Source organism: Candidatus Anoxymicrobium japonicum (genome assembly GCA_002843005.1).
Classification (GTDB): Bacteria; Actinomycetota; Geothermincolia; order Fen-727; family Anoxymicrobiaceae; genus Anoxymicrobium; species Anoxymicrobium japonicum.
The window spans coordinates 1-25,314 of sequence record PHEX01000027.1 but is presented as its reverse complement, the minus strand read 5'-3'; the positions used below and the strand labels follow the sequence as shown (position 1 = coordinate 25,314).

The following is a 25,314-nucleotide window of genomic DNA, read 5'->3' as shown; positions in this document are numbered from 1 at the left end:
CGGTCGGTGTTCGCTGACGGGAGTGATATCCGAGACGAACGTGCCCACGGCGGCATCTCAGCCCACGGAGCTCGTCAACGCTACGGATGGCTCTATCTGGTTCGGGGAGACCGCGGGGAATAAGCTCGGGCGCCTGGAGGGGTATCCAACATCGTCCTGGTACCTGGCCGAGGGCGTCACTGAATGGGGCTTCTCAACATACATCACAGTAGAGAACCCGAACGCGGCCGCGGCGCATGTCAACGTGACTTACATGCCCAAGGGGGCGCCACCCATGTTCGAGGCCGTCGCGCTCCCGGCGAACAGCCAGATGACACTCACCAACGATCATCTTCTCGCGGTCATGGGCGCTCCACGCGATTTCTCGACGAGAATCGTTTGCGCCGAGGGTTTCGCGATCGCGGTCGACCGGACGATGCAGTGGACCGGGCCCGGAGCGTCAGCTCCGGAGCTGCACAACAGCATTGGTGTCACATCTCCGGCAAGGAGGTGGTACCTTGCGGAGGGATCCTCGAACTGGGGATTCGAGTGTTTCCTTCTCATCCAGAATCCGACGGCATACACCGCCAACTGCCAGGTTACCTACATGATAGAGGGAGAGGGGCCTCAGACATTCACGAAGACGGTCGGCCCAAACTCTCGCGAGACTTACGCGATGGTCGATGACATTGGCGCGAAAGACACCAGCATCGAGGTGCTGTCGAACGTGCCTGTGATACCAGAGCGCGCGATGTACCGCAATGACCGCAGGGAAGGTCACGACTCGATTGGAACGCCCGCTCCGGCCCTCAAATATTACCTGGCTGAAGGCACCACCGCGTGGAACTTCATGACGTTCCTGCTCGTGCAGAACCCGAACCCGCAGCCGGTCGATGTCACTGTGACTTACCAGACAGCGGGAGGGGATGTTCCCCAGCCGGCGTTTCAGATGGATCCCAACTCGCGAAAAACCATCAATGTAAACACAGTGATGCCCGGCGTGGACCTTTCAACGACCGTGGAGGGAACGCTCCCGATAATCGCGGAGCGCGCGATGTATCTGCCGTCGCCATCAGGGGAGATATGCCACGATTCTATTGGCATGGATTCCGCCCATTCCACCTTCTACCTGCCTGACGGTCAGACATCAGAAGGGTGCGAGACGTACACACTGGTTCAGAATCCCAATGGTGTTCCAGTGGATATTCAAATCGATTACCTCATGGCGGGGGGCGCTGGCAACTCCTTCCATGGCTACACGCTTGATCCCAACAGCCGCCGGACGTTTAAGATGAACGATGTGGTGAGCGGAAGGGGCGCCGTTAAGGTTACGTGCACGAGTGGTCATAACATCATGGTCGAGCGCGCCATGTACTGGAACTCGCGGCAGGCCGCTACTGACACCATCGGGAGATTCACGGACTGATTGTGCCATGTGTGTCCCCTCGAGAGACTTTGCGTGATTACGACAAGGAACGGTTGCGTGTGAAATTTCTTGATGGGCGTATCGAGATAATCGAAGGAGACATCACAAAGCTCGATGTCGACGCGATCGTGAACGCGGCCAACAAGAGCCTGCTCGGTGGAGGTGGCGTAGATGGCGCGATACACAGGGCCGCTGGACCGGGGCTCCTGTCGGAGACGAAAAAGTTAGGGGGAGCAAACAGTGGCGAGGCGAAAATAACAGCCGGCCACAAGTTGCCCGCGCGATATGTCATACACACCGTAGGGCCAGTATGGCACGGCGGGAGAAGCAATGAAGACGAGCTTCTGGCGATGTGCTATCGAAACAGCCTGAAAATCGCCGTTTCAAACGGAGTCAAAACGATCGCCTTTCCCGCAATAAGCACCGGCGTATATTCATTCCCAATTGATCGCGCGACTCGCATCGCCCTTGTCGAGATCAAGGATTTCATGAGCAAATCGTCTGAGATCGAGCGGGTAACATGCTGTTGCTTCAGCAAGCGCGATTATGATGTCTACGCGCGAACAGCATCAGAAATAAATAAATAAATAATATAATAGGGGTCAGGCACCGTCTACTTCTCCGTCTACCTTTACTGCGTAGAGGGGTCTGGCAACGTCTACCGCTTTAGCGGTAGACGTTGCCAGACCCCTGGTTGCTGGTTGCGGTAGACGGAGAGGTAGACGGTGCCTGACTCCTGGCCTTGGCCTTGGTTTTGGTCGATATCGTGTAGGCGCCACGGTTGAAGTGACGATTCTCCCACTTGATATCAGAGGTTTTGCCCGTTACTTTTTCGAGCGCAGCGGCCAGCCTGGCGGCGTAAAGATACTGATTGTAAGCTGTGCTGGTTTTCACAGAAAGGGAAGACCCATCGAACTCGAACCTGCTCGGATGCCCGAGACCTCGAAGCGCAAGGTTCATCATGCATCGATCCAGAAATGCGGCCGCGTTTTCGCATATGGCAGTTTCCAGTTCCTTTGCTGCCAGGGCTTTTTGATGGTCGTAGGCGAGGCGTGGCACGTCTTCCCCTAATTCCATCTCTAATTCTCTCAAGATGATGTTCATCGATTGCGCCGCCACGATGACGTCGCGCTTTTTCGTTCTTCTATTGATAATGATGCCACGTTCGATATCCCATACAAAGGTTCGGGCAACCTGTTCAGGCACACCGCATCTGAGACAACGTTCGTATCTCAAGGGTCCTTCGCCGGGCACGACTTTCTCGAGATAGAGACGATCCTGTTCAGCCGCGCTCTCTTTTTTGCGCGTAAGTTTTACGATGAGGTCTCCATCCTCGAGCCCGTATTCGACATTAGAGCCATGCGTGTTTTCGATGGACTCATAAAATCCGGCGACGTCGCCGACGAGCAACGGGACGAGGACAGGGTTCTTGAACCTTACAACGAGCGTCTTGCCGGCGACATAGTGATCGAGGCTCAATCTGCCGTTGCCGAGACCGGCAATGTCCACGGCGATCAGGCGCGCCAGGAGCCCGACAAGCGACTGCGGCCGGAAGGCGCGCGTGTTCGGAATTCTCTTGATATGCCTTATCGGGAGATTGGCGCATATTGCCTTGCTGATGCTCTTCTGCGCCTGGACGAGAAAGCGGTCTGGGTTTATTCCGACATTGTTGGAGAGATCGGCAAACAGGCTTTCCAACTCGTCCGCCTCGAGGAATGTGATCCGTGAGCATGTTTTGCCGCTGTTGGTGTTGACGATCGTGCCGTCGCTACGCCAGTCGAACAGGCGGGCGAACTTCACTGGAAAACCGCATTCCCGGCACTCTCTCATGGTTTCTCCGTTCGCAAAAGGCTCGTGCCACTGTTGTTTTTTTGGGTTTCCTGTCCCCGAAACGTAATAATAGATGGGAACAGTCAGTCTGTGCAACGTTGATGAGAAAAGTGGATGAGAAAAGTGGAAAGTGACCGACGCCAAAAAACGGGACATCGCCTGTTGGAGCGTTTGTGCGGCGACTTTCGTTTGGGATATCCTAAATAGAATTTCGCGTGCTGACACCAGTTGAGAGAAGCGGGAGGAGTGGGTCATTGGCCGGGATCCTCAGAGAAACCAGCGCAGTGAAGGAGTGCTGGCTCGAGCCGGGCTCTCGCACGGTTGAGCCACGCAATCTCGCAATAACAAGCATCTCCGGAAAAGCGCTCGGGATAGTCGATTACTCTGAGACGGCGGGGCTCGAACTCAAGCTGACTGCCACGTCTTTCACCGGCATACTGGTCGATTTCGGCTTTGAGGTTGGAGGGAATGTCCGCTTGAATTTCGGGACGGGTGACTGTCGTAGAGCCAGCGTCCAGGCGGTGGAGTCACTCGAGCACCTGTTCAACCCGGTGGTCGCCCGAACTGCGTCGCTCGCGGATCCGGTGATATATTGCAGACATTTCAGAGCGCGGGAGAACGGACATGTCGATCTGCCACACTGCGGAGGATTTCGGTACCTCTGGATATATCCGGAACGTCTTTGCAGGGTGACGCTTAGAGGAGTATCGCTTTCTTACACCCCACACGTCGCGGATCCGGACGCGTGCGGATACTTTCTCTCGAGCGATGAGATGCTCAACAGGGCCTGGTACGCGGGATTGCATACTGTTGAGATGTGCACGATTGATCCGCGCCTTGGCGGGATTGATGGCAAACACAAGATCGGTGAATGCGATTGGGTAATCGCCGACGGGGCGAAGCGCGACCGCCTGGTGTGGACCGCCGACCTCGCCGTGGCGGGCGCCGCAGTTTACTGTAGCTTTAATGAGACGGCAGTCGTGCGTGATTCACTTCTTTCGCTTTCAGCCTTGCAGGAGAAGAGCGGGTATATTCCAGCGTGCACCCCTGGATCGATTTCCACCAGGGTTACGGCCGGGCTCTTTGCCGACTACGTCGCCTGGTGGGTTGTAGCGTTATACCAGTATTACCTGCATACGGGCGACGTGGAGTGTGTACGTGAGAACTTCCCTGTCATCAAGAGAGCGCTGGCGTACATGCACAGCCAGTGCAGGGGTGGTCTGTTTCGCCAGGGTCCTCTAAACATGATGGAGTGGTGCTTTACGATCTTCAGGCTCGGGAAACCCGCGTACACCAACGTGATGTACCACTGGGCGCTCAACTGCGCTTCCAGCATGGCTCACGAGATTGGCGAAGACAACATCTCCGTCGGCTATGTGACGCGCGCGTACAGGCTTGGGGAGATGATTGAGCGGAACTTGTTGGATGTCGATAGGGGCGTCCTGCTGGACACGACGTTGGATAGGGGACGGGTTCCGCAGGACGCAAACGCGCTGGCGATTGTCTCGGGCCTTACTGGTGAGCTGGACGCCGCGCGCCGGCAACTGGATTATCTTCGCGAGAACGAGTGGGTCGCGTGGGGCGCCACTAACGTTGACATACCGTATTACAGGCTGACTCCGGGTTTTCAGCCGCACAACAAAAGGGTGATCCCCTTCATGAACAATTACGAGGCGCTTGCAAGGTTCGCCGCGCGAGACGATGCCGGCGCTCTCGAGTTGATAAAGCGCTGCTGGGGCAACATGGTTAACAGTGAGCCGGCGACTACGTTCTGGGAATGGGCTGGACGAAAGGGCGGAGTGGATGGACACCTTTCGTCACTGTGCCATGCGTGGTCCGCTGGCGTTGTGCCGTTGCTCTCCAAGTACGTTTTGGGCATCAGGACTTTAAAACCCGGGTACAAGAGCTTCGTTTTCGATCCGAGGTTTATCGGGCTCGAGTGGGTCGAGGGGCGCGTTCCTGTTCCGGGTGGGTTTATAGAAGCGCGCGTGGAACGTAAGAAGGACGGAAGTTACAAAAAACAGTTCAAAGCGCCGAACGGAATAGTCGCTAAAGAATAAGCAATGGGAATGTATTAAAGGAGGCATGATCATGCAGGTCATAAATTTGAGAGAACCGTGCTATGTGCAAGCCCCGGGAGAAGACATCAGGCACCTTCCGACAGAGCTCTGTCGGAAGGTGTTTGGATGGGACTCGGCGTGCCAGGAACTCGAGATTATTATCAGGGATGAGATACCAAACGTCGAGTTCTATGCGGTAGTTGCTGTCAAAGACGAAGGCATAACACTTGCCGCTCGTGGCAAGCTGGGGAGGCGCCACTACTTCATTCCCTGGAGCAATGTTGTGGCGCTTCACGGACACATAGCGACTTGAGGATAGGCCATCATACGTTATGATTAGAGACGGTCGCTTTTGGAGATTTACGAGAGCGGGAGATGTCATGCAAAAGAGCAAGTCGGTAATCGTTTTATCACTGCTGTTAGTCACACTGATGCTTGCGGCCGTTCTGGTTTCCGGATGCGGCAACAAGGGGAACAAAACGGTTGACCCTACAGGGGGGAGACCGGAGTCGGTAACGGCGTATGAGGCTGTCGAGTTTGCCAGGCCGGCGGCAAAGAAGTGGCAGTCCGACAACTGGATGATAGAAGTGCGGAGCGGCGATCCTGACGGAATTGACCGCAACGGCAAGGCGAAGATATGGGAAGTGTATTTCTTCTCGCCGACGCCGGAGGAAGATTCGCGGTTGTTTGTCATCTATAACAGGGGAAATGTCTGGCCAAACGCGCCTGGCATGTCAAAGGGCGGGGAGGAAGGCCTGAAGACGTATCGCAAGGGGAAGCCGAGCTCTTTCCGGGTGGACTCTCCTGAAGCGTGCGAGGTTGCCCGCAGAAACGGCGGCAACGAGTTTAAGGATAAACATCCGGACGCGCGCGCCGGCGTCATCCTGCGATGCAAGGCGGATTACGACGCGGTAGGAGAGAAGATGCCGGCCCCGAAGTACAAGTGGATATGGGACGTGAACTTCTCTGAGCCAACACCGGCCGCCGATGAACTGCACGTTTTGATTGACGCGATGACCGGCGATTTCATCACCAGTGAAACCAAGGCGCCTCCCAGGTAATGTTGAAATGGCATCGCATGCGCGCCCGAGGAGAAAACTCCGCTCTTTGTGTTATTCTACCCGGACGGATTGTATAGCGGATTGTTTGTTCGGCGCGCATCCATAGAATGCGCTGTATCTATCAGGAATGGAGGGAACGGATGGCGCAGGAAACGAAGCTTTTTACTTCCGAATCGGTGACGGAGGGACACCCTGATAAGGTGGCCGATTTGATAAGCGACGCCATTCTCGACGAGATAATCGGACTCGACCCAAAGGCTCACGTTGCCTGCGAAACGATGGTGACCACCGGTCTCGTTATTCTGTCGGGAGAGATTTCGACGGACGCGTACGTGGACATAAGGAAGGTTGTAAAGCAGACCATCAGCGAAATCGGGTACACGAGACCCGAGCTGGGCTTTGACTTCGAGACTTGCGGAATGATGATATCGATTGATGAGCAGTCCGCTGACATCAAGCAGGGCGTCGATTCCTCGCTCGAGGCGCGAGAGGGCACGGCATCGGATGAGGTGCTCGACGCGCAGGGCGCCGGTGACCAGGGCATGATGTTCGGGTTTGCGTGCACGGAGACAGAGGAGCTCATGCCTGTGCCCATAATCCTTGCGCACAAGCTCGCGCGAAGGCTCACGGATGTGCGCAAAGCGGGAGTCGTACCTTATTTGAGACCTGACGGCAAGACACAGGTCACCGTGGAGTACGACGGTTACAAGCCCGTTGGGATCAGCACGGTCGTCATAGCGGCTCAGCACGACGAGGGCGTCGATATCGTTGGCCGCATGTTGCCCGACCTCTCAGAGCACGTTCTCAAGCCGATCATTCCCGAGGAATGGATGGCGAAAAAGCCGCGCTTTCTGGTGAATCCTACCGGCAGCTTCGTGATCGGCGGCCCGATGGGTGATACAGGGGTGACCGGCAGGAAGATAATCGTGGACACGTACGGTGGCATGGCGCGTCACGGTGGAGGTTGCTTCTCGGGGAAGGATCCCTCAAAGGTGGACCGCTCGGCTTCTTACGCGGCGCGATACGTCGCCAAGAACGTTGTGGCCGCGGGGCTCGCCGAGAGATTTGAGATCCAGATCGCGTACGTCATTGGCAAGGCTCATCCCGTGTCGATATCCTGCGAGGCTTACGGAACTGAAAAGATACCTATCGACAGGATCGAGAAACTGATCCGCAAGCACTTCGACCTTCGTCCCGCCGCGATCATAAGAGACCTCGAGCTTCTTAATCCGATATACAAGAGCACCGCGGCATACGGTCACTTCGGCCGGAACGAGGAAGGTTTTACCTGGGAACGTACCGACAAGGCGGACATGCTCAAGCAGGAAGCCGGACTTTAAGGAGATTTCTGTTTGGCGCTGAAGATTCGGACGTTTGGAGACCCTGTTCTTCGCGAAAAAAGTCACAGGATCGAGAAGATCGACTCTGATGTGAAGGAGTTGATCAGGGAGATGTCGGAGACATTGGAGGAGTCCCCCGGCAGGATCGGGCTCGCCGCGCCACAGGTCGGTATTCTCAAGCGGCTCTTTATTTACGACCTGGGTTACGGGCTCAGGTGCCTCATCAACCCGGATATCGTGTGTGGAGAAGGGGAGGAGTTGAGCGAGGAAGGTTGTCTGAGTTTTCCCGGAGTTTACGTGGCGGTGCCCAGGTTCGAGAAGGTAAGAATCAGGTGTCTCACACAGCGGGGGCAAGACATCGTTATCGAGGCCGAAGGGTTTGGCGCCAGAATCTTGCAGCATGAATATGATCACCTGGAAGGGATTTTGATAGTAGATCGGTGTGATAGCGAGGAGAAGAAACGGGCTCTGAAGGAGTACCAGGAGCTCGATATCCAAAGGACATTCGAATGTGGCTGAAATTTAACTTTTGGGGTAAAACGCAACACAGGGGCCTGACCCCTCTGTTGCGTTTCGACTTTAAAAAAAAAGACCTGACCCCAAAAGCTAGGCGACTGCCGGCAGAATGAAACTCTTGTTTTTTGCCAGTCACAGGTTTGCTATAGAGTCACTGGAGCTCCTGCTGGCGAGCAGGCACGAAGTGATCGCCGTAGTCGGACGCCCGGACATGCCTTCCGGGCGCGGACTGGATCCGGCGCCTACTCCCGCCGTCGAAGAGGCGCTCGCGCGCGGGCTCAAACTCATGCAACCCGAGAACCTCTCGAGAGAGTGTTTCAGCGCGTTTGTCGAAGCCCTGGAATGGGACGCGGGCATAGTCGTCGCGTATGGGGGATTGATACCTCAATGGTTGCTCGAGACGCCACGGTTCGGTTTTATCAACTTGCACCCATCGCTCCTGCCGAGGTATCGCGGCGCGGCGCCGATTCAACGCGCGATAATGAACGGCGCCAGCATAACGGGCGTGACTACGATACGCATGAATGAGGTCCTGGACGCGGGTGACATACTTATGCACTCTGAGGCGCGGATTGGCGAAGATGATAGAACCGGAACGCTTCGGGACAGGCTTGCCCGCATAGGATCCCGGGTGTTGCTGGCCACGATTGACAACGTCGAGGACGGCAACGTGACGCCTGTTGCTCAAGAGGAGGACAAGGCAACGTACGCCGCGCCGGTACTTCCCTCAGAGGTCCGTATCGACTGGAACTCCTCGGCGGAGGCCATCGACAGGCTTGTCCGCGCGATGGATCCTGCGCCGGGAGCTTTTTCTTACTTCAGGGGAAGACGTGTGAAAATATGGGACGCCCATGTGACAGATGTGCCTCCGGAAGATGAGCCGGGAACGATAATAAACCTGGGCAAGGAAGGCTTCATGGTCAACACCGGGACAACTGGTTTGCAACCGGTAAAGCTTCAGCCGGAGGGCAAGAACCGCATGAGCGCCGCCGAGTTCTCGAGGGGCCAGCGTCTTCTTCCCTCGGAGCGATTCACCAGCGACCCGCGAGCCTGATGGAGGCGATCGTGCCCGGTGGCGACGCGCGAGCGCTTGCGCTTCTAACATTGATCGATTATGAGAAACGAGACGCGTATCCCGGTGCGCTTCTTTCGTCGAGGCTCGGGCGTTCGCGCCTTGACAGACGCGATAAAGCGTTTGTGGTCGAACTCGTACAGGGCGTCCTCAGAATGAAGTCTACACTTGACTGGATGCTCGCGGGATTCTCGCGGCGGCCTATCGAGACACTGGATCCCGGCGTGCGGTGGGCATTGCGGTTGTCCGCTTATCAGATACGGTTTACGTCTGTGCCTGACTACGCCGCGGTTGACATGACAGCGCGGGCGACAGCCGAAGTGATTGGCCGTCACGCTGTTGGTTATGTGAACGCGGTAATGCGCGCTTTCTTGAAAGGTTTCGAGGATGTGCGATATCCGGACAAGAGCAAGGATCAGGCCGGTTATCTGGAGGCCCGCTACTCTCACCCTGAATGGATCGCGGAAATGTGGGTACGTGAACTGGGTTTTGACAGGGCCGAGTCGGTTTGCGCGGCGGACAACACAAGTCCACCGCTTTCCTTGCGGACAAACCTGTTTCGCGTCACGCGTGAGCGCTTGAGCGCCTCGCTTCGCGAAAAAGGCATTGAAGTGGCGTACGGAGAGTTGACAGACGAGTGCGTAAATGTAAAAGGCAGCGGCCCTTTGAGCGACCTGGAGGAGTTCAAGCGCGGATGGTTCACTGTTCAGGATCAGGGGTCGCAGATTGTAAGTCACCTGCTTGACCCCCGCGGCGGCATGAGTGTTCTCGATATGTGCGCGGCGCCTGGAGGAAAGGCCAACCACATAGCCGAACTCATGGGCAATGAAGGGTCGGTGCTTGCGCTGGATTCAAACGGGGCGAGGTTGCGCATGGTCGGCGAGACCGCGGAGCGCCTTGGCAACACCTGCGTCAGCACAATGGAAATTGACGCCGCCGTCGCGAGTGATTCGATAGACCGTGTCTTTGACCGTGTGCTTCTCGACGCTCCGTGCAGCGGACTCGGGACGCTGGCGAGGCGTCCGGACGCGCGCTGGCGCAAGCAACCGGGCGATATCGACAGGCTTGCGAGTCTACAGACAAAATTGCTGGCTCAGGCCGCCAGGATGGTAGCGCCCGGCGGCTTGCTGGTTTACTCGACGTGCACTATATCGCAACGTGAGAACGCCGGGGTGGTTGGCGAGTTTATGAAGAATGCGAGAGGCTTTGTGGGGGAGACACGCCTTCAGTTGTTCCCGGATACCCACAGATGTGACGGGATGTTCGCCGCGGTCATGCGCAAAAACGCATAATGGGGTCAAACCATTTTATGCCTTTTGCAACAGATAAATGGGGGTGCGTATAGAAACGCATAAAATGGTTTGACCCCATTATGCGTTTTTAAACTGTTAGAATTGTCTTTGTTGTCTAAACACAAAGGGGTGGAACCATGACGGGAAGCCAGGATAAGGAACACGTGATTGAGGCCGTCCGCGAGCATGATGTGAAGTTCATAAGGTTATGGTTTACCGATATCCTGGGGTTTTTGAAGAGCTTCGCCATCACCAGGGATGAACTCGGGGAGGCCCTCGAAAGCGGCATGGGCTTTGACGGTTCGAGCATAGAGGGATTTGCCCGCATCGACGAGAGTGACATGATCGCGCAGCCGGATCCTTCTACCTTCGTTATATTGCCGTGGCGCTCGAGCGACCATTGCGCTGTCGCAAGGATGTTTTGTGACATTCTCGAGCCGGATCGGAAACCGCACGTCGGCGACCCCCGAAATGTGTTGCGCCGAAACCTGAAGAAAGCGCAGGACATGGGATACACCTTTTATGTCGGTCCGGAGCTCGAGTACTACTACTTCGCGAGTTCAGAGACGCCACCTGTGCCGCTCGACAGAGGTGGCTACTTTGACATGACGCCACTCGACGAAGCGAGTGATATGCGTATTGAAACCGTGCTCATGCTCGAGGAAATGGGGGTTGGCGTGGAGTACTCACATCACGAGGTCGGCCCGAGTCAACACGAGATAGACCTGAGATATACGGACGCCATGCAAATGGCTGACAACGCGATGACCTACAGACTCGTGGTCAAGGAGGTCGCTATAAAGAACGGTATGCATGCGACGTTTATGCCAAAACCTCTCAACGGCCAGAACGGCAGCGGCATGCATACCCACATGTCGCTGTTCAGTGGGGACAGGAACGCATTCTTTGACCCGAAGGATCCGTATTGTCTGACTGGTGTGGCCAGGGCATTCATGGCCGGCCTTTTGAAGTATGTTCAGGAGTTCTGCCTGGTTACAAACCAATTTGTGAACTCGTACAAGCGCCTTGTTCCCGGTTACGAGGCGCCTGTTTACCTGTCCTGGGCGCACCGCAACCGCTCTGACCTTATCAGGATTCCGACTTATAAGCCTGGCAAGGAAAATTCGACACGTGTCGAGCTTCGCTCGCCGGACCCGGCGTGCAACCCCTATCTGGCTTTCGCGGTCATGCTGGCGGCGGGCCTCAAGGGCATAGAGGATGATCTGGAGCTTCGCGAGCCGACAGAGGGCAACGTTTATGAGATGTCTGAGGACGAGCGCAAGGTTCTTGGCATTGATAGCCTTCCCGTTGATCTTGGAGAAGCGATACATCTTGCTGAGGAGAGCGACTTTTTAAGGGAGTGCCTGGGGGATCACGTGTTCCATTCGCTGATTGCGGATAAAAAGATCGAGTGGAATGATTACAAGGCGTTTGTCACGGAGTATGAACTCAACGGTCACCTGCCGGTACTGTAGCGCTATTGAAATCGAGATAGACAAGGCGGGTTGTCGAAGTCAAGGAACGTATGCATGGGTGAAAAAGTAAGGCTGTCGCCATCTATTCTCAACGCGGACTTTTCTAATCTTGGCGCGGCGATCAAGGCTGTCGAGCCCTTTTCTGACTATATCCACATGGACGTAATGGACGGGCACTTTGTGCCAAACATAACTTTCGGCCCGGTGGTGGTTGAAGCGGTGAAACGCGTCACCGGAGTCCCGATCGACGCGCACCTGATGATTTACAATCCCCCGGAATGGGTCGAGACGTTCGCGGAGGCTGGAGCGGATCGCATATCTTTTCACATCCGGTCCTGTCGCGATCCTGAAAGTGTGCTGCGAGCGACAAGGGCGCTGGGAGTATCGCCCGGCCTCGCGATTAGCCCGGAAGTGCCTACTTTTGAGCTCAAGCCTTTTCTCGGGATGATTGATTTTGCCATCGTAATGTGCGTTTACCCCGGCTTTGGCGGACAGAAGCTCATGCCAGAGATGTTGAATCGAATCGGGTCGATCAAGCGCGACGCGTCCGAGTTGGGGATCCATGTCGAGGTCGAGGTCGATGGCGGCGTGAACGTCCGGAACCTGCCGGCGGTGCTGGAGGCCGGCGCCGACAATGTAGTAGTAGGCTCTTCGATATTCTCGGGGGGCGATATCGCTTCGGACGCATCCGAGATCAAAGCGATTCTGGAAGGCGTCAGGCGCTCTCAGCGCGGCATTTCGTAATTACGGTGACGTTTTGTTTTTATCACAGGCAAGAATGCCTGTGTCACATTGGGTAGCACAGACATTCCTATCTGTGATGCTTTGCCTTTATCTATGGTTTCCATTTTGCTATCATTAAAAACAATATAGTCTTCGGGAGAGGGTGAAATCCCCTACCGGCGGTAAAGCCCGCGAGCTCGAAAGAGTTGATCCGGTGAGATTCCGGGGCCGACGGTAACAGTCCGGATGGGAGAAGCGCTTAATTTACCTGCAAGTGCGCCGGTTGCTTTTCCCGGCGCATTATTTTTCTCGTTGATTCAATAAAGAGTATTAATATGAAACTGATTTCGTGTGCAACTGAGACGATCGCCGGTTTGCCGAAGCCGACGCCGTGCACCGTCGATGAGACGCACATGCTCCGCGCGCTGGAGCTCGCCGAGATGGGTAAGGGGACAACGTCACCGAACCCTGTTGTTGGAGCGGTTATTGTTGCTGATGGAGTCGTTGTCGGGGAGGGGTATCATGAGCGAGCCGGCGGGCCTCATGCTGAAGCGCGCGCGATTTCAGCTGCGGGAGAGCGGGCGCATGGCGCCACGATGTATGTGACGCTGGAGCCGTGCGCGCACCAGGGAAGGACGCCTCCGTGCTCTGAGCTGATTACGCGCGTGGGAATCTCGAGGCTGGTGGCGGCGATGAGAGACCCTAATCCGCTGGTTTCCGGGAAAGGCGAGTTGATGTTGAGGGACAGTGGGGTCGATGTCGTTCAGGGCCCGTACAGCAGCCTGGCGAAGCGACAGAATGAGTTTTATGTCAAGTGGATAACGACCGGGTGGCCGTTTGTGACTTTGAAGATGGCGATGAGCGTTGATGGAAAAGTCTCAACGAGGAATGGCGAGTCGAAATGGGTGACATCCAAGATTTCGCGGGCGGACGCGCACAGAATGAGGTCTGAGAGTGACGCGGTGATGGTTGGCATCGGCACCGTCCTGTGCGACGACCCCGCATTGACCGCAAGACAGGCCGGGTTGACACGGCAACCGCGGCGCGTGATCGTGGACAGCATGGCCAGGACTCCTCTGGATAGCAATGTCGCGGACGTGAACGTCGCGAAGACTATCGTCGCGGTATCTCAGCCGGCGCCGGCGGAAAGGCTCGTCAAGCTGGATGAAAATGGAGTAGAAGTCATCCAGACCGGTAGCAAGGGCACGGTTGACCTGTCATTGCTTTTAGAGGAATTGGGGAAAAGGGAGATTGTCGGTGTGCTTTGCGAGGGAGGGCCGACGCTGGCGGCCTCGCTCTGGGAAGAAGGGCTTGTGGACAAATTGATTTTCTACATCGCACCGAAAATTATTGGCGGCGCTGAGGCGGCAGGTCCGATCGGCGGAAAGGGTGTTGCCAGCATGGCGTTAGCCGGCGCCGTCGAGATAGATACCGTCTGCGCGCTCGAGTCGGATATTAGAGTTGTCGCGTATCCGCGCAAGAGGCCAGGCGACATCTACCGCGTAGCGGTAGACGGAAAGGTAGACGGTGCCTGACCCCTAATGATCGCGTATTCACACTCAAGGATGATGAAATGTTTACGGGAATCGTAGAAGAAACAGGAAAAGTCATAAAGATTGCGCCGTCAGGCGTCCTCGAGGTCGAGGCGTCCCGTGTTCTCGAAGGGACGAAGATAGGGGATTCTATCGCGGTATCAGGAGTTTGCCTGACGGTAGTTGGCGTAACGGACAGGTCGTTTGTCGTTGACGTAATGCCCGAGACTCTCAATAAAAGCACAGTGGGATCGCTTCGACCTGGCGTCAAAGTAAATCTCGAGCGCGCTCTTCAGGCGGATGGGCGACTTGGCGGCCACTTTGTCAACGGGCATGTGGACGGAATCGCACGCGTGCGCGCCAGGCGCCAGCGTGGCAACGCTGTGCATTTTGATTTCGAGGCGCCAGCCGGCATCACGCGCTATATGGTTTCCAAAGGTTCGGTTGCCGTCGATGGTGTCAGCCTCACCGTAACAGCGGCGCGTCACGGTGTATTTTCCGTTTCGATTATTCCTCACACTCTCGCGGAAAGTACGTTGAACGACGCTCGCGTGGGGACAAATGTCAACATCGAGGTGGATATCATAGCGAAGTACGTGGAAGCGCTTGCGGTACGCGGGAGTGAGAGTCCGGCGATAGAAAACGCTCTCGCAATGGGTGGTTATGTGGCGAACGTTGATGATTGACAGGAGGTGTGGATGCCTTTCAGCACGATAGACGAAGCGATCGAAGCGCTTCAAGAGGGACACGTGTTAATTGTGGTCGATGACGAAGAACGAGAAAACGAGGGCGATCTGGTCTGCTCGGCACAGATGGTTACGCCGGATGTGATCAACTTCATGAGCAAGAATGGACGTGGACTGATATGCATGCCCTGTGTCGCATCCAGGCTCGACGAGCTCGATATCCCCGCGATGGTCGAAAACAATACCAGCGCGCAGGGCACCGCGTTCGCGGTGTCGATAGGGGCCAGAGGCAAGATATCGACCGGAATCTCGGCGTATGACAGGGCAGTGACCGTGCAGGCTGTGATAAACCCGGAGACGAGGCCTGAGGACATTAGCAAACCGGGGCATGTTTTTCCCTTGAGGGCACGGGATGGCGGGACGCTCGTTCGTGCCGGTCACACTGAGGCGGCGGTCGATCTCGCGCGGCTCGCGGGCCATTTTCCGGCGGGCGTTATCTGCGAGATCATGCACGATGACGGCACGATGGCGAGGGTCCCAGAGCTAATGAAGTTCGCGAAGAAACACGGACTCAAGATGATAACGGTCGAGAATTTGATAAAGTACCGGACAGGCGCTGAACAACTGGTCGAGAAAGTCTCTGAGGCGCGCCTTCCAACCGCGTACGGCGATTTCATGGCTGTTGGTTACGAGAGCCTGGTTGATAGGACTTTTCACCTTGCTCTGGTCAAGGGTGAGGTTAAAGGGAAGAAAGACGTGATGGTGCGCGTGCACTCCGAATGCCTGACAGGTGACGTGTTCGACTCGAGGAGGTGTGACTGCGGGGCGCAGGTACGCGAAGCGATGCGCATGATCAACGACGCCGGGTCGGGGGTGCTGCTTTACATGATAGGTCACGAGGGTCGTGGAATTGGACTCGCCCACAAGTTGCGGGCCTACCAGTTGCAAGACATGGGCATGGATACGATTGAGGCCAATCTCGAGCTAGGGTTGCCGGTCGATGCGAGGGATTACGGGACGGGCGCGCAGATATTGAGAGACCTCGGTATTACTTCCATGAAGCTGTTGACGAACAACCCGGCTAAGAGGATCGGTCTCGAGGGATACGGCCTTTCCGTTACGGAGCGGATTGGGCTACAGGTTTTACCGTGTCCGGAGAACTTGCGGTATCTGCGCACAAAGAAAGAGAAGATGGGTCACGTGTTGGATGTTGAGGATGTCGAGAAATAGAATGTTGGTGAACGCGAAGGAGGAGGAAATATGAGTATTTTTGAAGGTCAGCTTATCGCGAGGGAGTACAAATTTGCCATAGTGGTGAGCCGCTTCAACGAGATTATCAGCAAAAACCTGTTGTCAGGGGCGAAGGACTCTCTCCGTCGCCACGAGGCCGCTGATGAGAACGTCGACATCGCCTGGGTGCCTGGCGCGTTTGAGATACCGATTGTTGCGAGCAGGATGGCCTCCTGCGGGAAGTATAACGCGGTTATCTGTCTGGGCGCCGTAATAAGGGGCAACACCCCGCACTTCGATTACGTCGCGGCTCAAGTATCGAAAGGGATCGCCCGGATAGGACTCGACACGGGCGTGCCGGTCGCGTTTGGAATAATTACCGCCGATACATTGGAGCAGGCATTGGAGAGGGCGGGCGCCAAGGCTGGCAATAAAGGTTGGCAGGCCGCGCAGACCGCTATCGAGATGGCTGATCTGATGTCTTCAATCACTGGATAAAACCTGATGGTATTGATTTTTGCGTTTTTACGCGAGGTGGTTCATGTCGTTAGAGTTGTCTGATTACGTGGAAGGAAAGAAGCTTGCGCTCGAGATCCTGGGGAAACGGCTCGCGGATGTTCTTGCCAGAATCCCCGAGAGTGACACACCGCCTTCTTCCTTCTATGCGTTCATAAAGCAGACGCGCAGAAAGTTCTTCACGGGCTACCTCGAGTTGTTAAAGGGCGCTATCGCCGGTGGCGACACAGTAGATTTTCTCGCAAACGAGACGTTTCAGAGTTATTCTTACGCCAGGAACGGATATGCGCTCAAAGACGTCCTGTGCGTGCTCGAAGTGGTCAGGACGGCGCTTCTCGAAGTGATCAGAGACATGGTTGTGAATGGCGAGGCGTCATCGTCGGCCGCGTTCGAGTGTGTCCTTGTGCTGGACGAGGCGCTGGGCAAGGCGGAAAACACACGCGCGCAATCTTTTGTTCAAGCCCGTGACGAAGTCATCAAGTTTTTTCACGCGTACCAGGAAGACATTGACAGGTTTCCAAGCAATCTCGCGGCAACATTCGATCTTCCAACGCTTGTGCTCTCATCGATCAAAAAATGCATCGAGCTGATTGATGCCGGAAGGTGCGCGTTCATCACCAGGGATCTTTTGACCAATGATCTACACATTGAAGCATCGAACTTTGAGCATGAGAAGATTTTTGGCGATGCCGCGTTCAAATTGGACGAGGTCATCGTCGAGCAGTTTGATCACGATACCCGGCCTATCTTGGTGGAGGGCTACCCAAGAAACATGCCTGTGATGTCTTCAATTATGAAAAAGTTGAAAACGAAGGCTGTGCTCATTACCCCGCTTGTAGTGCGTGGCAGAAACACGGGAATGATGCTGATCGATAATGTTGAGCGCCCGCAGATGTTTACTCCTGACGCCATGAACCTGGCGATTAGATTCGCGAACAAGGTTGCCGCGGCTATGGAGAACGCCCGGCTTCACGGGAGCGAGCAGCAGAAGCTGAAAGAAACGATAGCGCTGCTCGAAGTGTCACGGTTGATGACTTCCACACTGGACATCGACGTTCTCCTGTCGCGTCTGGTGCAGATAACCGCTGACGTTTGTGAGGTCGGAAAATGCACTGTCTATATCTATGTCGTGGAGAGCGGAAGATTTTATCCCACGGCGACTTTCGGCGTATTCCCGGATTCTGATTGGGAGATGATCCCGGGACATGACGTTCAGTCGGTTGACCTTGCTGACGAGGATGTCGAGGCGCTTTTCAATCACCACGTGGCCATATCCGACCCGCGGCTATCGCCGCTGATTCCAAACGAACGAGTTGACGACACATGCACGAAGTCGGTGCTGCTGGTTCCTGTCTTTACGCGCGAGAACTTTCTCGGCATGATGGTTTTGTTTTCGTCCAGGGCGCCCGATGTGTTCGAGAGCGATGACATGAATATAATGACCGGCATCGCAGGACAGGCTGCTGTGGCTCTCGAGAACGCATCGCTGTACAAGGATCTGGAGTTGAACTATTTCTCGACGGTCAAAGCGCTTGCCCGGGCGATTGAAGTGAAGGATCCGTACACTTATGGCCACTCGGAGCGCGTGACTGACTACGCAATGTCTATTGCCCAAAAGCTGTTATTGTCCGAGGTCGACTGCCGCAATCTCAAGTACGCTGCCGCCCTGCACGATATCGGCAAGATTGGCATCGCGAGAGACGTCCTCAACAAGCGGGGCAAGCTTTCCGAAGAGGAGTACAAGCACGTGAAGACGCATCCGGAGCTTGGAGACTCGATCATTGAGCCCGTTTCATTCCTGCAGGCGCCGCGACAGATCATCATGCATCACCACGAGCGCTTTGATGGAACAGGGTACCCGAACGGCCTCAAAGGTGAAGATATCCCGCTCGGCGCCAGGATACTTTGTGTTGCCGACTCGTTTGAGGCGATGACGTCGGACAGGCCTTATCGAGAAGCTCTGCCTGTTTGTGAAGCGGTCAAGGAGCTTGAGGTTAATGCGGGCGCTCAGTTCGATCCGGCTATAGTGGGGTCAGGCACCGTCTACCTCTCCGTCTACCGCTGCGCGGTAGACGCGGCGGGGTCAGGCACCGTCTACCGCTGCGCGGTAGACGTTGCCAGACCCCTGATGTGGATCGGTGCTGAGGAGGGTGGTGTTGCTTGACTGTTCTTGAACAGGCTGTATCAGAAGAGGTAGAGGACATCGGCCAGGCCGATGTTCTGATCGGCATTCCATCCTACAGGAACGCGGACACGATATCTCATGTCGTCAGGCAGGTGGGCCTGGGCATGGCCATGTACTTTCCTGATATGAACTCTGTCATCGTCAACTCCGACGGCGGCTCGAGCGACAATACGCGGGATGTCGTCCTGTCAACTCCGGTTCCCTCGCGCGTCCACAAGATAGCGACCCCTTACCGTGGCGCGCCTGGGAAAGGAAGCGCGTTCCACACTATTTTCGAGATCGCAACGCGCCTGCGGGTAAAGCTTTGCATAGTAGTGGACTCCGACTTGAGAAGCATAACCCCAGAGTGGATGAAGTATCTGGGCTATCCTATCCTCGAGGAGAGATTCGACTTCGTAACGCCGCATTACCTGCGGTACAAGTACGATGGCACTATTACGAACTCGATAGCCTACCCACTTACGCGGGCGCTTTATGGAAGCAGAATCAGGCAGCCGATCGGGGGAGACTTCGGGTTTTCCGGGGTCCTTGCCAGAGTTTACTCCGGGCGGGATGTCTGGGATACCGACATAGCCCGCTTCGGCATTGATATATGGATGACCACGCTTGCTATCAACGAGGGGTTTGACATCTGTCAGGCGTGCATGGGTCTCAAGCTCCACAACAACAAGGATCCGGGCTCGGACCTGGGGGCGATGTTTCACCAGGTATGTGGGACGTTATTTGATCTCATGAAAACATACGAGGGCGCCTGGATGCGCGTAAAGGGATCCTCTCCGGCGCCGGTTCTCGGAGAAGAGTGTAAAGATGAGCCGGATGTAGCCCCTGTCAGTTTTGAGAACTTGCTCGATCACTTTCGCAAAGGGTTCGAAGAGCTCTCCGAGACGTGGAGGCTCATCCTGCGCCGTGAAAACTACCGTGAGGTAAAAAGAGCGTATCACCAGAGTGACGAGGATTTCGAGTTCGCGAGTGGCCTCTGGGTCAGGAGTGTTTACGATTTCGCGATCGCGTACAACTTCGGGCCCGTGGATCGCAACGCGGTTGTTGACGCGCTGACTCCGCTCTACTGTGCGAGGACGGCGCACTTTGTCAAGAAGACCGAAGAGATGAGTTCCTTTGAAGCGGAGATCGAGGTCGAGCGCGTGGCGGAGACATTCGAGGCGCTGAAAGATTACCTGCGCCACTTCTGGATAGAGGTATCCGCAACGTAACGGTGCCAGCGCCCACTGAGTGCCCACTTCTTGTGTAAAAAAATGCTCCATATCAATATATAGTATCTTTTTATGTAATCATCCACAAAATATTCCACTTTCCCACAAATATTGCATCGATATTGATGTTTTTCTTGAAATTTTTCTCATGTGGGGTTGCAAAGTGGAGAAAAGGGGTGTAGTGTGGGGCCTTGTGAAGAAACAAGGCGGAGTTATGCTGGTTGGACAATCAACAAGAACAATAGATTCCAAGGGCCGCATCATCCTGCCTCGCAAGTTCATGCGTGACTTCGAGGACGGGCTGATGATGACAAAGGGCCTGGACGACTGTGTCTTGCTACTGCCAATGGAGGAGTGGGAGCGCGAAGTTTCGAAGCTCAAGCAGTTGCCTTCAGAGAGCGAGTCCACGCGGGGTTTTAAAAGAGTGTTTTTCGCGAACGCGCAACACGTATTGCCGGACAGCCAGGGCAGGGTGTTGATGCCGGCGCGATTGCGAGAGATGGCGGAGATCACAAAAGAGGTTGTTGTTGTCGGCCTCGCGGACAAAGCGGAGGTTTGGGCGCCCGGCAAGTGGGAGAAGTATGAGGCAGAGAACAACAGTCGCTACGATCAGTTGGCGGCCAATATTCATGACAGTTGATACGATCGGGGAAGCTGGCGAACACAAGCCGGTCATGGTTGACGAGGTTCTTTGTTATTTGAATCCTCAAAAAGGAGAGGTGATTGTCGATGGCACGATTGGAGATGGCGGACACGCTGAATCTATCCTTGAACACATCGTCCCGGGGGGCCGGCTTATTGGTATTGACCGGGACCCGGCGGCAATTGCTCGCGCATCGAGGCGGCTGGGCAAGATGGCTGAGGCGGTCTGTTACCATCGCGAAAATTTCAGAAGTTTCAAGTCCGTCATTGGTGGCGAAGGCATAGACAAGGTCGATGGGATATTGCTTGACCTGGGGGTTTCCTCGATGCAACTGGATGACCCTTCCCGCGGTTTCTCCTTCCGGCATGATGGTCCGATCGACATGCGCATGGATCCCGACGCTGGCAGGTCAGCCGCTGAGATCGTGAACGAGGAATCAGAGGATGAGCTGACGCGCATTCTTTACGTGTTCGGTGAAGAGCGGTGGGCCAGGCGGATCGCCAAATTCATAGTGGAGGCTAGAGAGCGCCGACCAATACGAACCACGGGCGAACTGGAGCAGATCGTGAAGGACGCCGTGCCCGCCGGCGCGAGGCGCGGCGGAAAGCATCCGGCGCGCAGGACGTTTCAGGCGCTCCGCATCGCTGTAAACAATGAGTTGGAGAATCTCAAGAATGGAATAATCGAAGGAATCGAATGCCTGGCGCCTTCCGGGCGGATAGTCGTGCTGTCATACCAGTCTCTTGAGGATCGGATTGTGAAAAGCACATTTAACTCCCTGGCAAAAGGAACTGGCTATCCGCCCGACCTCTCGCTTTTGATGCCGAGAATCCTCGACCTGTTGACGCGCAAACCTGTTCGTCCCACTCCACAGGAGATGGAAGAAAACCCTCGATCGAAAAGCGCGAAACTGCGCGCCGCTGTGAGAAACAAGGATTTGTGAAAGTGCATAAGCGAAACGCGAAAAAGGCGGGCTCCACTGGAGTCAGAGGCGGACAGAAGCCAAAAACTCTGCGTGAGCGCAAGAGAGGCCCGGGTTTCGGGACATTGGCGGTCTTATTGCTGCTTGCGGCGGCATGCATGTTCGCGCTCACTCAGAATCAGTTTGCGGTGCGTTGCGACCTGAAGGTGATGCGATTGAAGGACAACGTGACGGCAGAGAAGTTTGAGCAGGAGCGCTTGAGGTTGAATCTTGCACGGCTCAAGTCGCCAGAGCGCGTAGCGAGGATTGCCATAGACGAACTGGAACTCTCAGAGCCAGATGGTGTTATTTACCTCAAGTACACTCGTGATGCCAATGGAGAACTGAGTTGCCAGAGCGCTCTTGAGAAGCGGGACAAAATCGCGTCCGTCACGCCGAAAGTGAAAAGCAAAAAAGAGAGTTCCGGCGCCGATGGGCCGGGCGGAACACTGACGCGAAGATAGGGGTACTGATGGCAAAAAAGAAAACATTCGATAAACGGTTCACGACAGTAGTTGTCGTACTGTTTCTGGGGTTTGCTTTTATAGCGGGAAAGCTGGTGTTGATTCAGGTCATACAGGCTGCCCACTATAAGAAACTCGCCAGCGAGCAACGCGACAAGACAATAAAGGTGATACCCCCGCGCGGCGTGATAATGGATCGCGACGGAGAGGTATTAGCCATAAGTGAAGAGTGCTCGACTGTCTATGCGACCCCATATCTCGTGAAAGACAAGAAGTGTGTTTCGAGGAAGATAGCCCGCGTGCTTGGCGAGGATCAGGGTGACATCGCGAGAAAGCTTGGCGCAAACAGCGGTTTTGTATATCTGGAGCGAAAACTGGACAATGCGATCGCCGACCGCCTGAAGAAAATGAACCTGCCGGGCATCGGCTTTATCAACGAGAGCAAGCGGTACTACCCGCTGGGGTCGCTTGCCTCGCAGACGCTCGGGTTGGTAGACGTGGACAACAAGGGCCAGGCAGGGCTCGAGCTTTACTATGAGGATCTCCTCGGCGGAAAACCAGGGGAGGTATTGCTCGAGCGCGACGCGGTGGGCAACCCAATACCAGGCACTGAAAAAAAACGCCGCGCCGAGGTCGACGGAGTGGACATACAACTCACGCTGGATAAGGATATCCAATCCTGCGTGGAAGAGGCGCTGGCGTCCGCGATCAAGAAGTACGGCGCCAGGGCGGCAACCTCTGTTGTCATGGATTGCAATACGGGGGATATACTCGCTATGGCGACTGCTCCAACCTTTGACGCGAACAAGCGCGAAAAGATCGATCCGCAGGCGATGCGCAACCGCGCGATAACTGACGCTTATGAGCCCGGCTCCGCCTTGAAGATTGTGACAGCGTCCGCCGCACTGCAGGAAGGCGTGGTGGATCCCGAAACCGTGATACAGGTTCAGTCGCAACTGAAGGTCGCGGACGAGGTCTTCAAGGACGCGGAGCCGGAGCCTACCAGGCATCTCAACTTCACTCAGATAATCAGCCAGTCGTCAAACGTGGGGACGATTCAGGTTGCGCAGAGTCTCGGGGCGAAACGCCTGTACGAGTACCTTGACAGGTTTGGTCTCGGCCACAAGACCGGAGTAGACTTTCCCGGCGAGGCCACGGGCGTGCTAAATCCTCTGGCATCGTGGAGCGGCACGAGCCTGCCCACTATTGCTATTGGTCAGGGAATCTCCGTGACACCACTTCAGCTGGCTTGCGTGGCGGGGAGCATCGCCAACGGTGGGCGGAAGATCTGCCCGCATTTCATGAACTCACAGGTTGTCGCGCGCGGCGCGGTGGACATGGGTCTTGGCGGGCTTGGAGAAGAGGTGTTGAACAAGGACACCAGCCGGAAGATGACAGGGATACTGGAGCAGGTTCTCCTCCCGAACTCGACCGGCAAGAAAGCGGCGGTCAACTATTACCGCGTCGCCGGGAAGACGGGTACCGCGGCAAAGGCGAACAGTCGGGGCCCGGGATATTTCGGCCGGTACATGGCCACTTTTGTGGGGTTTGCTCCCGCCGAGAGACCGAGGGTTGTTTGCCTTGTCGTCCTTGATGAGCCCACCCCGATCTGGGGAGGCGAGACGGCTGCGCCGCTGTTCAGCGAGATCATGGGTTTCAGCATGCAGCACCTGAAGATTCCGCCTGACCCCTGGTTGCGGTAGACGGAGTGGAGGAGGTTTTATGTTTCTAAGCGAGCTCCTGAACACCATTGACGAGACGAAGATCACGGGTTCGGTTGACCGCGAGATCACCAGGCTGGCATACGACAGCCGCCTGGTGGAAGAAGGCGACGCGTTCTTCTGTATCAAGGGGCTTGTAACCGATGGCCATGAGTACGTGATCGAGGCGGTTTCACGCGGCGCGGGCGCGATCTTCGTAGAGCGAGATATGGAGATTCCATTGAGCGAAGGCGTCACTGTGGTCAGGGCGCCCGACACGCGTTTCGCGCTGGCGAAGTGCGCGGCGAAGTACTATGGATATCCATCCGAGCGCCTGAAGCTCATTGGCGTTACCGGCACAAACGGCAAGACAACAACGTGCTACCTCGTTGAGAACATTTTCAAACAAGCGGGGCGCGTCACCGGTCTCATTGGCACGATCGAGAATCACATTGGCGAGATCGTCGAGGCCGTCACCAGGACGACCCCTGAATCGCTCGACCTCCAGCGCTTGCTGAAGCGAATGGTCGATGAAGGGGTCGAGGTGGCTGTTATGGAGGTTTCTTCCCACGCGCTTGATTTGCACAGGGTGAGTGGGTGCAGGTTTGAGAGCGTGGCGTTCACAAACCTGACGCAAGACCACCTGGATTTTCACATATCGATCGAAGAGTACTTTGGAGCGAAGCGGAGATTGTTTGAAGGCGAGGATTTCGGCGCCGACCGGAAAGCGATAATCAACATCGACGATTCGTTCGGAAGGCGGTTGATAGAGGAGACATCTTTGCCATCGTGGTCGTTTGGGATAGACGCGCGCGCGGACGTCAGGGCAGGGGATGTAGTCGTTTCCTCTGGTGGAAACAGATTCACGCTCGCGCGTCAGGAGAAATCCATCGAAATCGCAACCCACCTGAAGGGAAGGTTCAACATTTACAACTGCCTGGCAGCCGCTGCCGTAGCCTTCGAGATGGGGCTGGACGGGGACATGATCGCGCGCGGCCTCGAGACGCTTGTCTTCGTTCCAGGGAGATTTGAAGAAATTGAGTGCGGTCAAACGTTCACGGCAATCGTGGATTACGCGCACACTCCTGACGGAATAAGGAATCTGCTGGAAGCGTGCCGGGAGGTTAGCGACGGACGCGTCATCATAGTGGTCGGCTGCGGCGGAGACCGTGACCGCTCCAAGCGGCCACTCATGGGCAGAGTCGCAATCGAGATGTCTGACCTGTGCATTTTGACATCTGACAACCCTCGCGGAGAGGCGCCGGCGTCGATCATAGACATGATGCTCGATGGAGTGCGCGGAGAGTTTCCAGGGTGGAGGTATTCAGTGGAAATGGACAGGAGGGTCGCTATCCGCAAAGCGGTGATGGAGGCAAATGAAGGAGATCTCGTTGTTGTTGCAGGAAAAGGCC

General features: G+C 55.8%; 23 protein-coding genes and 1 riboswitch. Of the genes, 22 read left to right on the top strand and 1 reads right to left on the bottom strand.

The genetic code is table 11. The features are described 5' to 3' along the window. Positions 1-22: 22 nt before the first annotated feature. On the top strand, positions 23-1,405 hold the full coding sequence (locus CVT63_04010; protein ID PKQ28221.1) for a hypothetical protein: 1,383 nt from the start codon (positions 23-25) through the stop codon (positions 1,403-1,405). A 59-nt stretch (positions 1,406-1,464) separates the two neighbouring features. Further along, positions 1,465-1,992 (top strand): O-acetyl-ADP-ribose deacetylase, encoded by a 528-nt coding sequence (locus CVT63_04005; GenBank protein ID PKQ28220.1) that lies wholly within the window; start codon positions 1,465-1,467, stop codon positions 1,990-1,992. A 79-nt stretch (positions 1,993-2,071) separates the two neighbouring features. Here the strand turns inward: CVT63_04005 and CVT63_04000 are convergent, their stop codons facing one another. Further along, complete coding sequence (locus tag CVT63_04000) at positions 2,072-3,235, bottom strand: hypothetical protein (GenBank protein ID PKQ28219.1); 1,164 nt, start codon at positions 3,233-3,235, stop codon at positions 2,072-2,074. 203 nt (positions 3,236-3,438) lie between these two features. Between CVT63_04000 and CVT63_03995 the strand changes: the two genes are divergently transcribed. The 20 genes from CVT63_03995 to CVT63_03900 form a co-directional block, all read left to right on the top strand. Further along, positions 3,439-5,295, top strand: coding sequence for a hypothetical protein (locus CVT63_03995; GenBank protein ID PKQ28218.1), 1,857 nt, complete (start codon positions 3,439-3,441; stop codon positions 5,293-5,295). A gap of 25 nt (positions 5,296-5,320) precedes the next feature. Next, positions 5,321-5,608 carry a hypothetical protein gene (locus CVT63_03990; protein PKQ28217.1) on the top strand — a complete coding sequence of 96 codons (288 nt, stop codon included), beginning with the start codon at positions 5,321-5,323 and terminating at the stop codon, positions 5,606-5,608. A gap of 67 nt (positions 5,609-5,675) precedes the next feature. Then, entirely contained in the window at positions 5,676-6,356 is a 681-nt protein-coding gene (locus tag CVT63_03985) for a hypothetical protein (GenBank protein ID PKQ28216.1), read from the top strand. Between the two features lie 140 nt (positions 6,357-6,496). Continuing rightward, complete coding sequence (locus CVT63_03980) at positions 6,497-7,696, top strand: methionine adenosyltransferase (protein ID PKQ28215.1); 1,200 nt, start codon at positions 6,497-6,499, stop codon at positions 7,694-7,696. A 12-nt stretch (positions 7,697-7,708) separates the two neighbouring features. Next, positions 7,709-8,215, top strand: coding sequence for a peptide deformylase (gene def / locus CVT63_03975; protein ID PKQ28214.1), 507 nt, complete (start codon positions 7,709-7,711; stop codon positions 8,213-8,215). A gap of 106 nt (positions 8,216-8,321) precedes the next feature. Beyond that, entirely contained in the window at positions 8,322-9,266 is a 945-nt protein-coding gene (locus tag CVT63_03970; protein ID PKQ28213.1) for a methionyl-tRNA formyltransferase, read from the top strand. Then, positions 9,266-10,576: a 16S rRNA (cytosine(967)-C(5))-methyltransferase RsmB gene (locus CVT63_03965; protein ID PKQ28212.1), complete on the top strand. Its 1,311-nt coding sequence runs from the start codon at positions 9,266-9,268 to the stop codon at positions 10,574-10,576. The genes CVT63_03970 and CVT63_03965 overlap by 1 nt, the downstream gene beginning before the upstream one ends. 137 nt (positions 10,577-10,713) lie before the next feature. After that, on the top strand, positions 10,714-12,051 hold the full coding sequence (locus tag CVT63_03960; protein ID PKQ28211.1) for a glutamine synthetase: 1,338 nt from the start codon (positions 10,714-10,716) through the stop codon (positions 12,049-12,051). 54 nt (positions 12,052-12,105) lie between these two features. Further along, positions 12,106-12,795 (top strand): ribulose-phosphate 3-epimerase, encoded by a 690-nt coding sequence (gene rpe / locus CVT63_03955; GenBank protein PKQ28210.1) that lies wholly within the window; start codon positions 12,106-12,108, stop codon positions 12,793-12,795. A gap of 124 nt (positions 12,796-12,919) precedes the next feature. Continuing rightward, positions 12,920-13,037, top strand: a riboswitch (FMN riboswitch). Positions 13,038-13,109: 72 nt separating this feature from the next. After that, a complete protein-coding gene (ribD, locus tag CVT63_03950) occupies positions 13,110-14,309 on the top strand; it encodes a riboflavin biosynthesis protein RibD (GenBank protein PKQ28209.1) in 1,200 nt (399 codons plus the stop codon). A gap of 38 nt (positions 14,310-14,347) precedes the next feature. Continuing rightward, positions 14,348-14,992 (top strand): riboflavin synthase, encoded by a 645-nt coding sequence (locus tag CVT63_03945; protein ID PKQ28208.1) that lies wholly within the window; start codon positions 14,348-14,350, stop codon positions 14,990-14,992. Positions 14,993-15,004: 12 nt separating this feature from the next. Then, on the top strand, positions 15,005-16,222 hold the full coding sequence (locus CVT63_03940; GenBank protein PKQ28207.1) for a bifunctional 3,4-dihydroxy-2-butanone-4-phosphate synthase/GTP cyclohydrolase II: 1,218 nt from the start codon (positions 15,005-15,007) through the stop codon (positions 16,220-16,222). Positions 16,223-16,252: 30 nt separating this feature from the next. Next, positions 16,253-16,720, top strand: a complete 468-nt coding sequence (locus CVT63_03935) for a 6,7-dimethyl-8-ribityllumazine synthase (GenBank protein PKQ28206.1) — start codon at positions 16,253-16,255, stop codon at positions 16,718-16,720. A 19-nt stretch (positions 16,721-16,739) separates the two neighbouring features. Beyond that, positions 16,740-18,902, top strand: coding sequence for a hypothetical protein (locus CVT63_03930; GenBank protein ID PKQ28205.1), 2,163 nt, complete (start codon positions 16,740-16,742; stop codon positions 18,900-18,902). Next, positions 18,899-20,134: a glycosyl transferase family 2 gene (locus CVT63_03925; GenBank protein ID PKQ28204.1), complete on the top strand. Its 1,236-nt coding sequence runs from the start codon at positions 18,899-18,901 to the stop codon at positions 20,132-20,134. Before CVT63_03930 ends, CVT63_03925 begins: the two co-directional genes overlap by 4 nt. A 148-nt stretch (positions 20,135-20,282) precedes the next feature. Then, positions 20,283-20,774 carry a division/cell wall cluster transcriptional repressor MraZ gene (mraZ, locus tag CVT63_03920; protein ID PKQ28203.1) on the top strand — a complete coding sequence of 164 codons (492 nt, stop codon included), beginning with the start codon at positions 20,283-20,285 and terminating at the stop codon, positions 20,772-20,774. Beyond that, on the top strand, positions 20,764-21,720 hold the full coding sequence (locus tag CVT63_03915; protein ID PKQ28202.1) for a 16S rRNA (cytosine(1402)-N(4))-methyltransferase: 957 nt from the start codon (positions 20,764-20,766) through the stop codon (positions 21,718-21,720). Before mraZ ends, CVT63_03915 begins: the two co-directional genes overlap by 11 nt. 2 nt (positions 21,721-21,722) lie before the next feature. Continuing rightward, complete coding sequence (locus CVT63_03910; GenBank protein PKQ28201.1) at positions 21,723-22,202, top strand: hypothetical protein; 480 nt, start codon at positions 21,723-21,725, stop codon at positions 22,200-22,202. A gap of 8 nt (positions 22,203-22,210) precedes the next feature. Then, a complete protein-coding gene (locus CVT63_03905) occupies positions 22,211-23,905 on the top strand; it encodes a hypothetical protein (protein PKQ28200.1) in 1,695 nt (564 codons plus the stop codon). Between the two features lie 19 nt (positions 23,906-23,924). Then, on the top strand, positions 23,925-25,314 hold a 1,390-nt coding region (locus tag CVT63_03900; GenBank protein ID PKQ28199.1), incomplete at its 3' end, for a UDP-N-acetylmuramoyl-L-alanyl-D-glutamate--2,6-diaminopimelate ligase.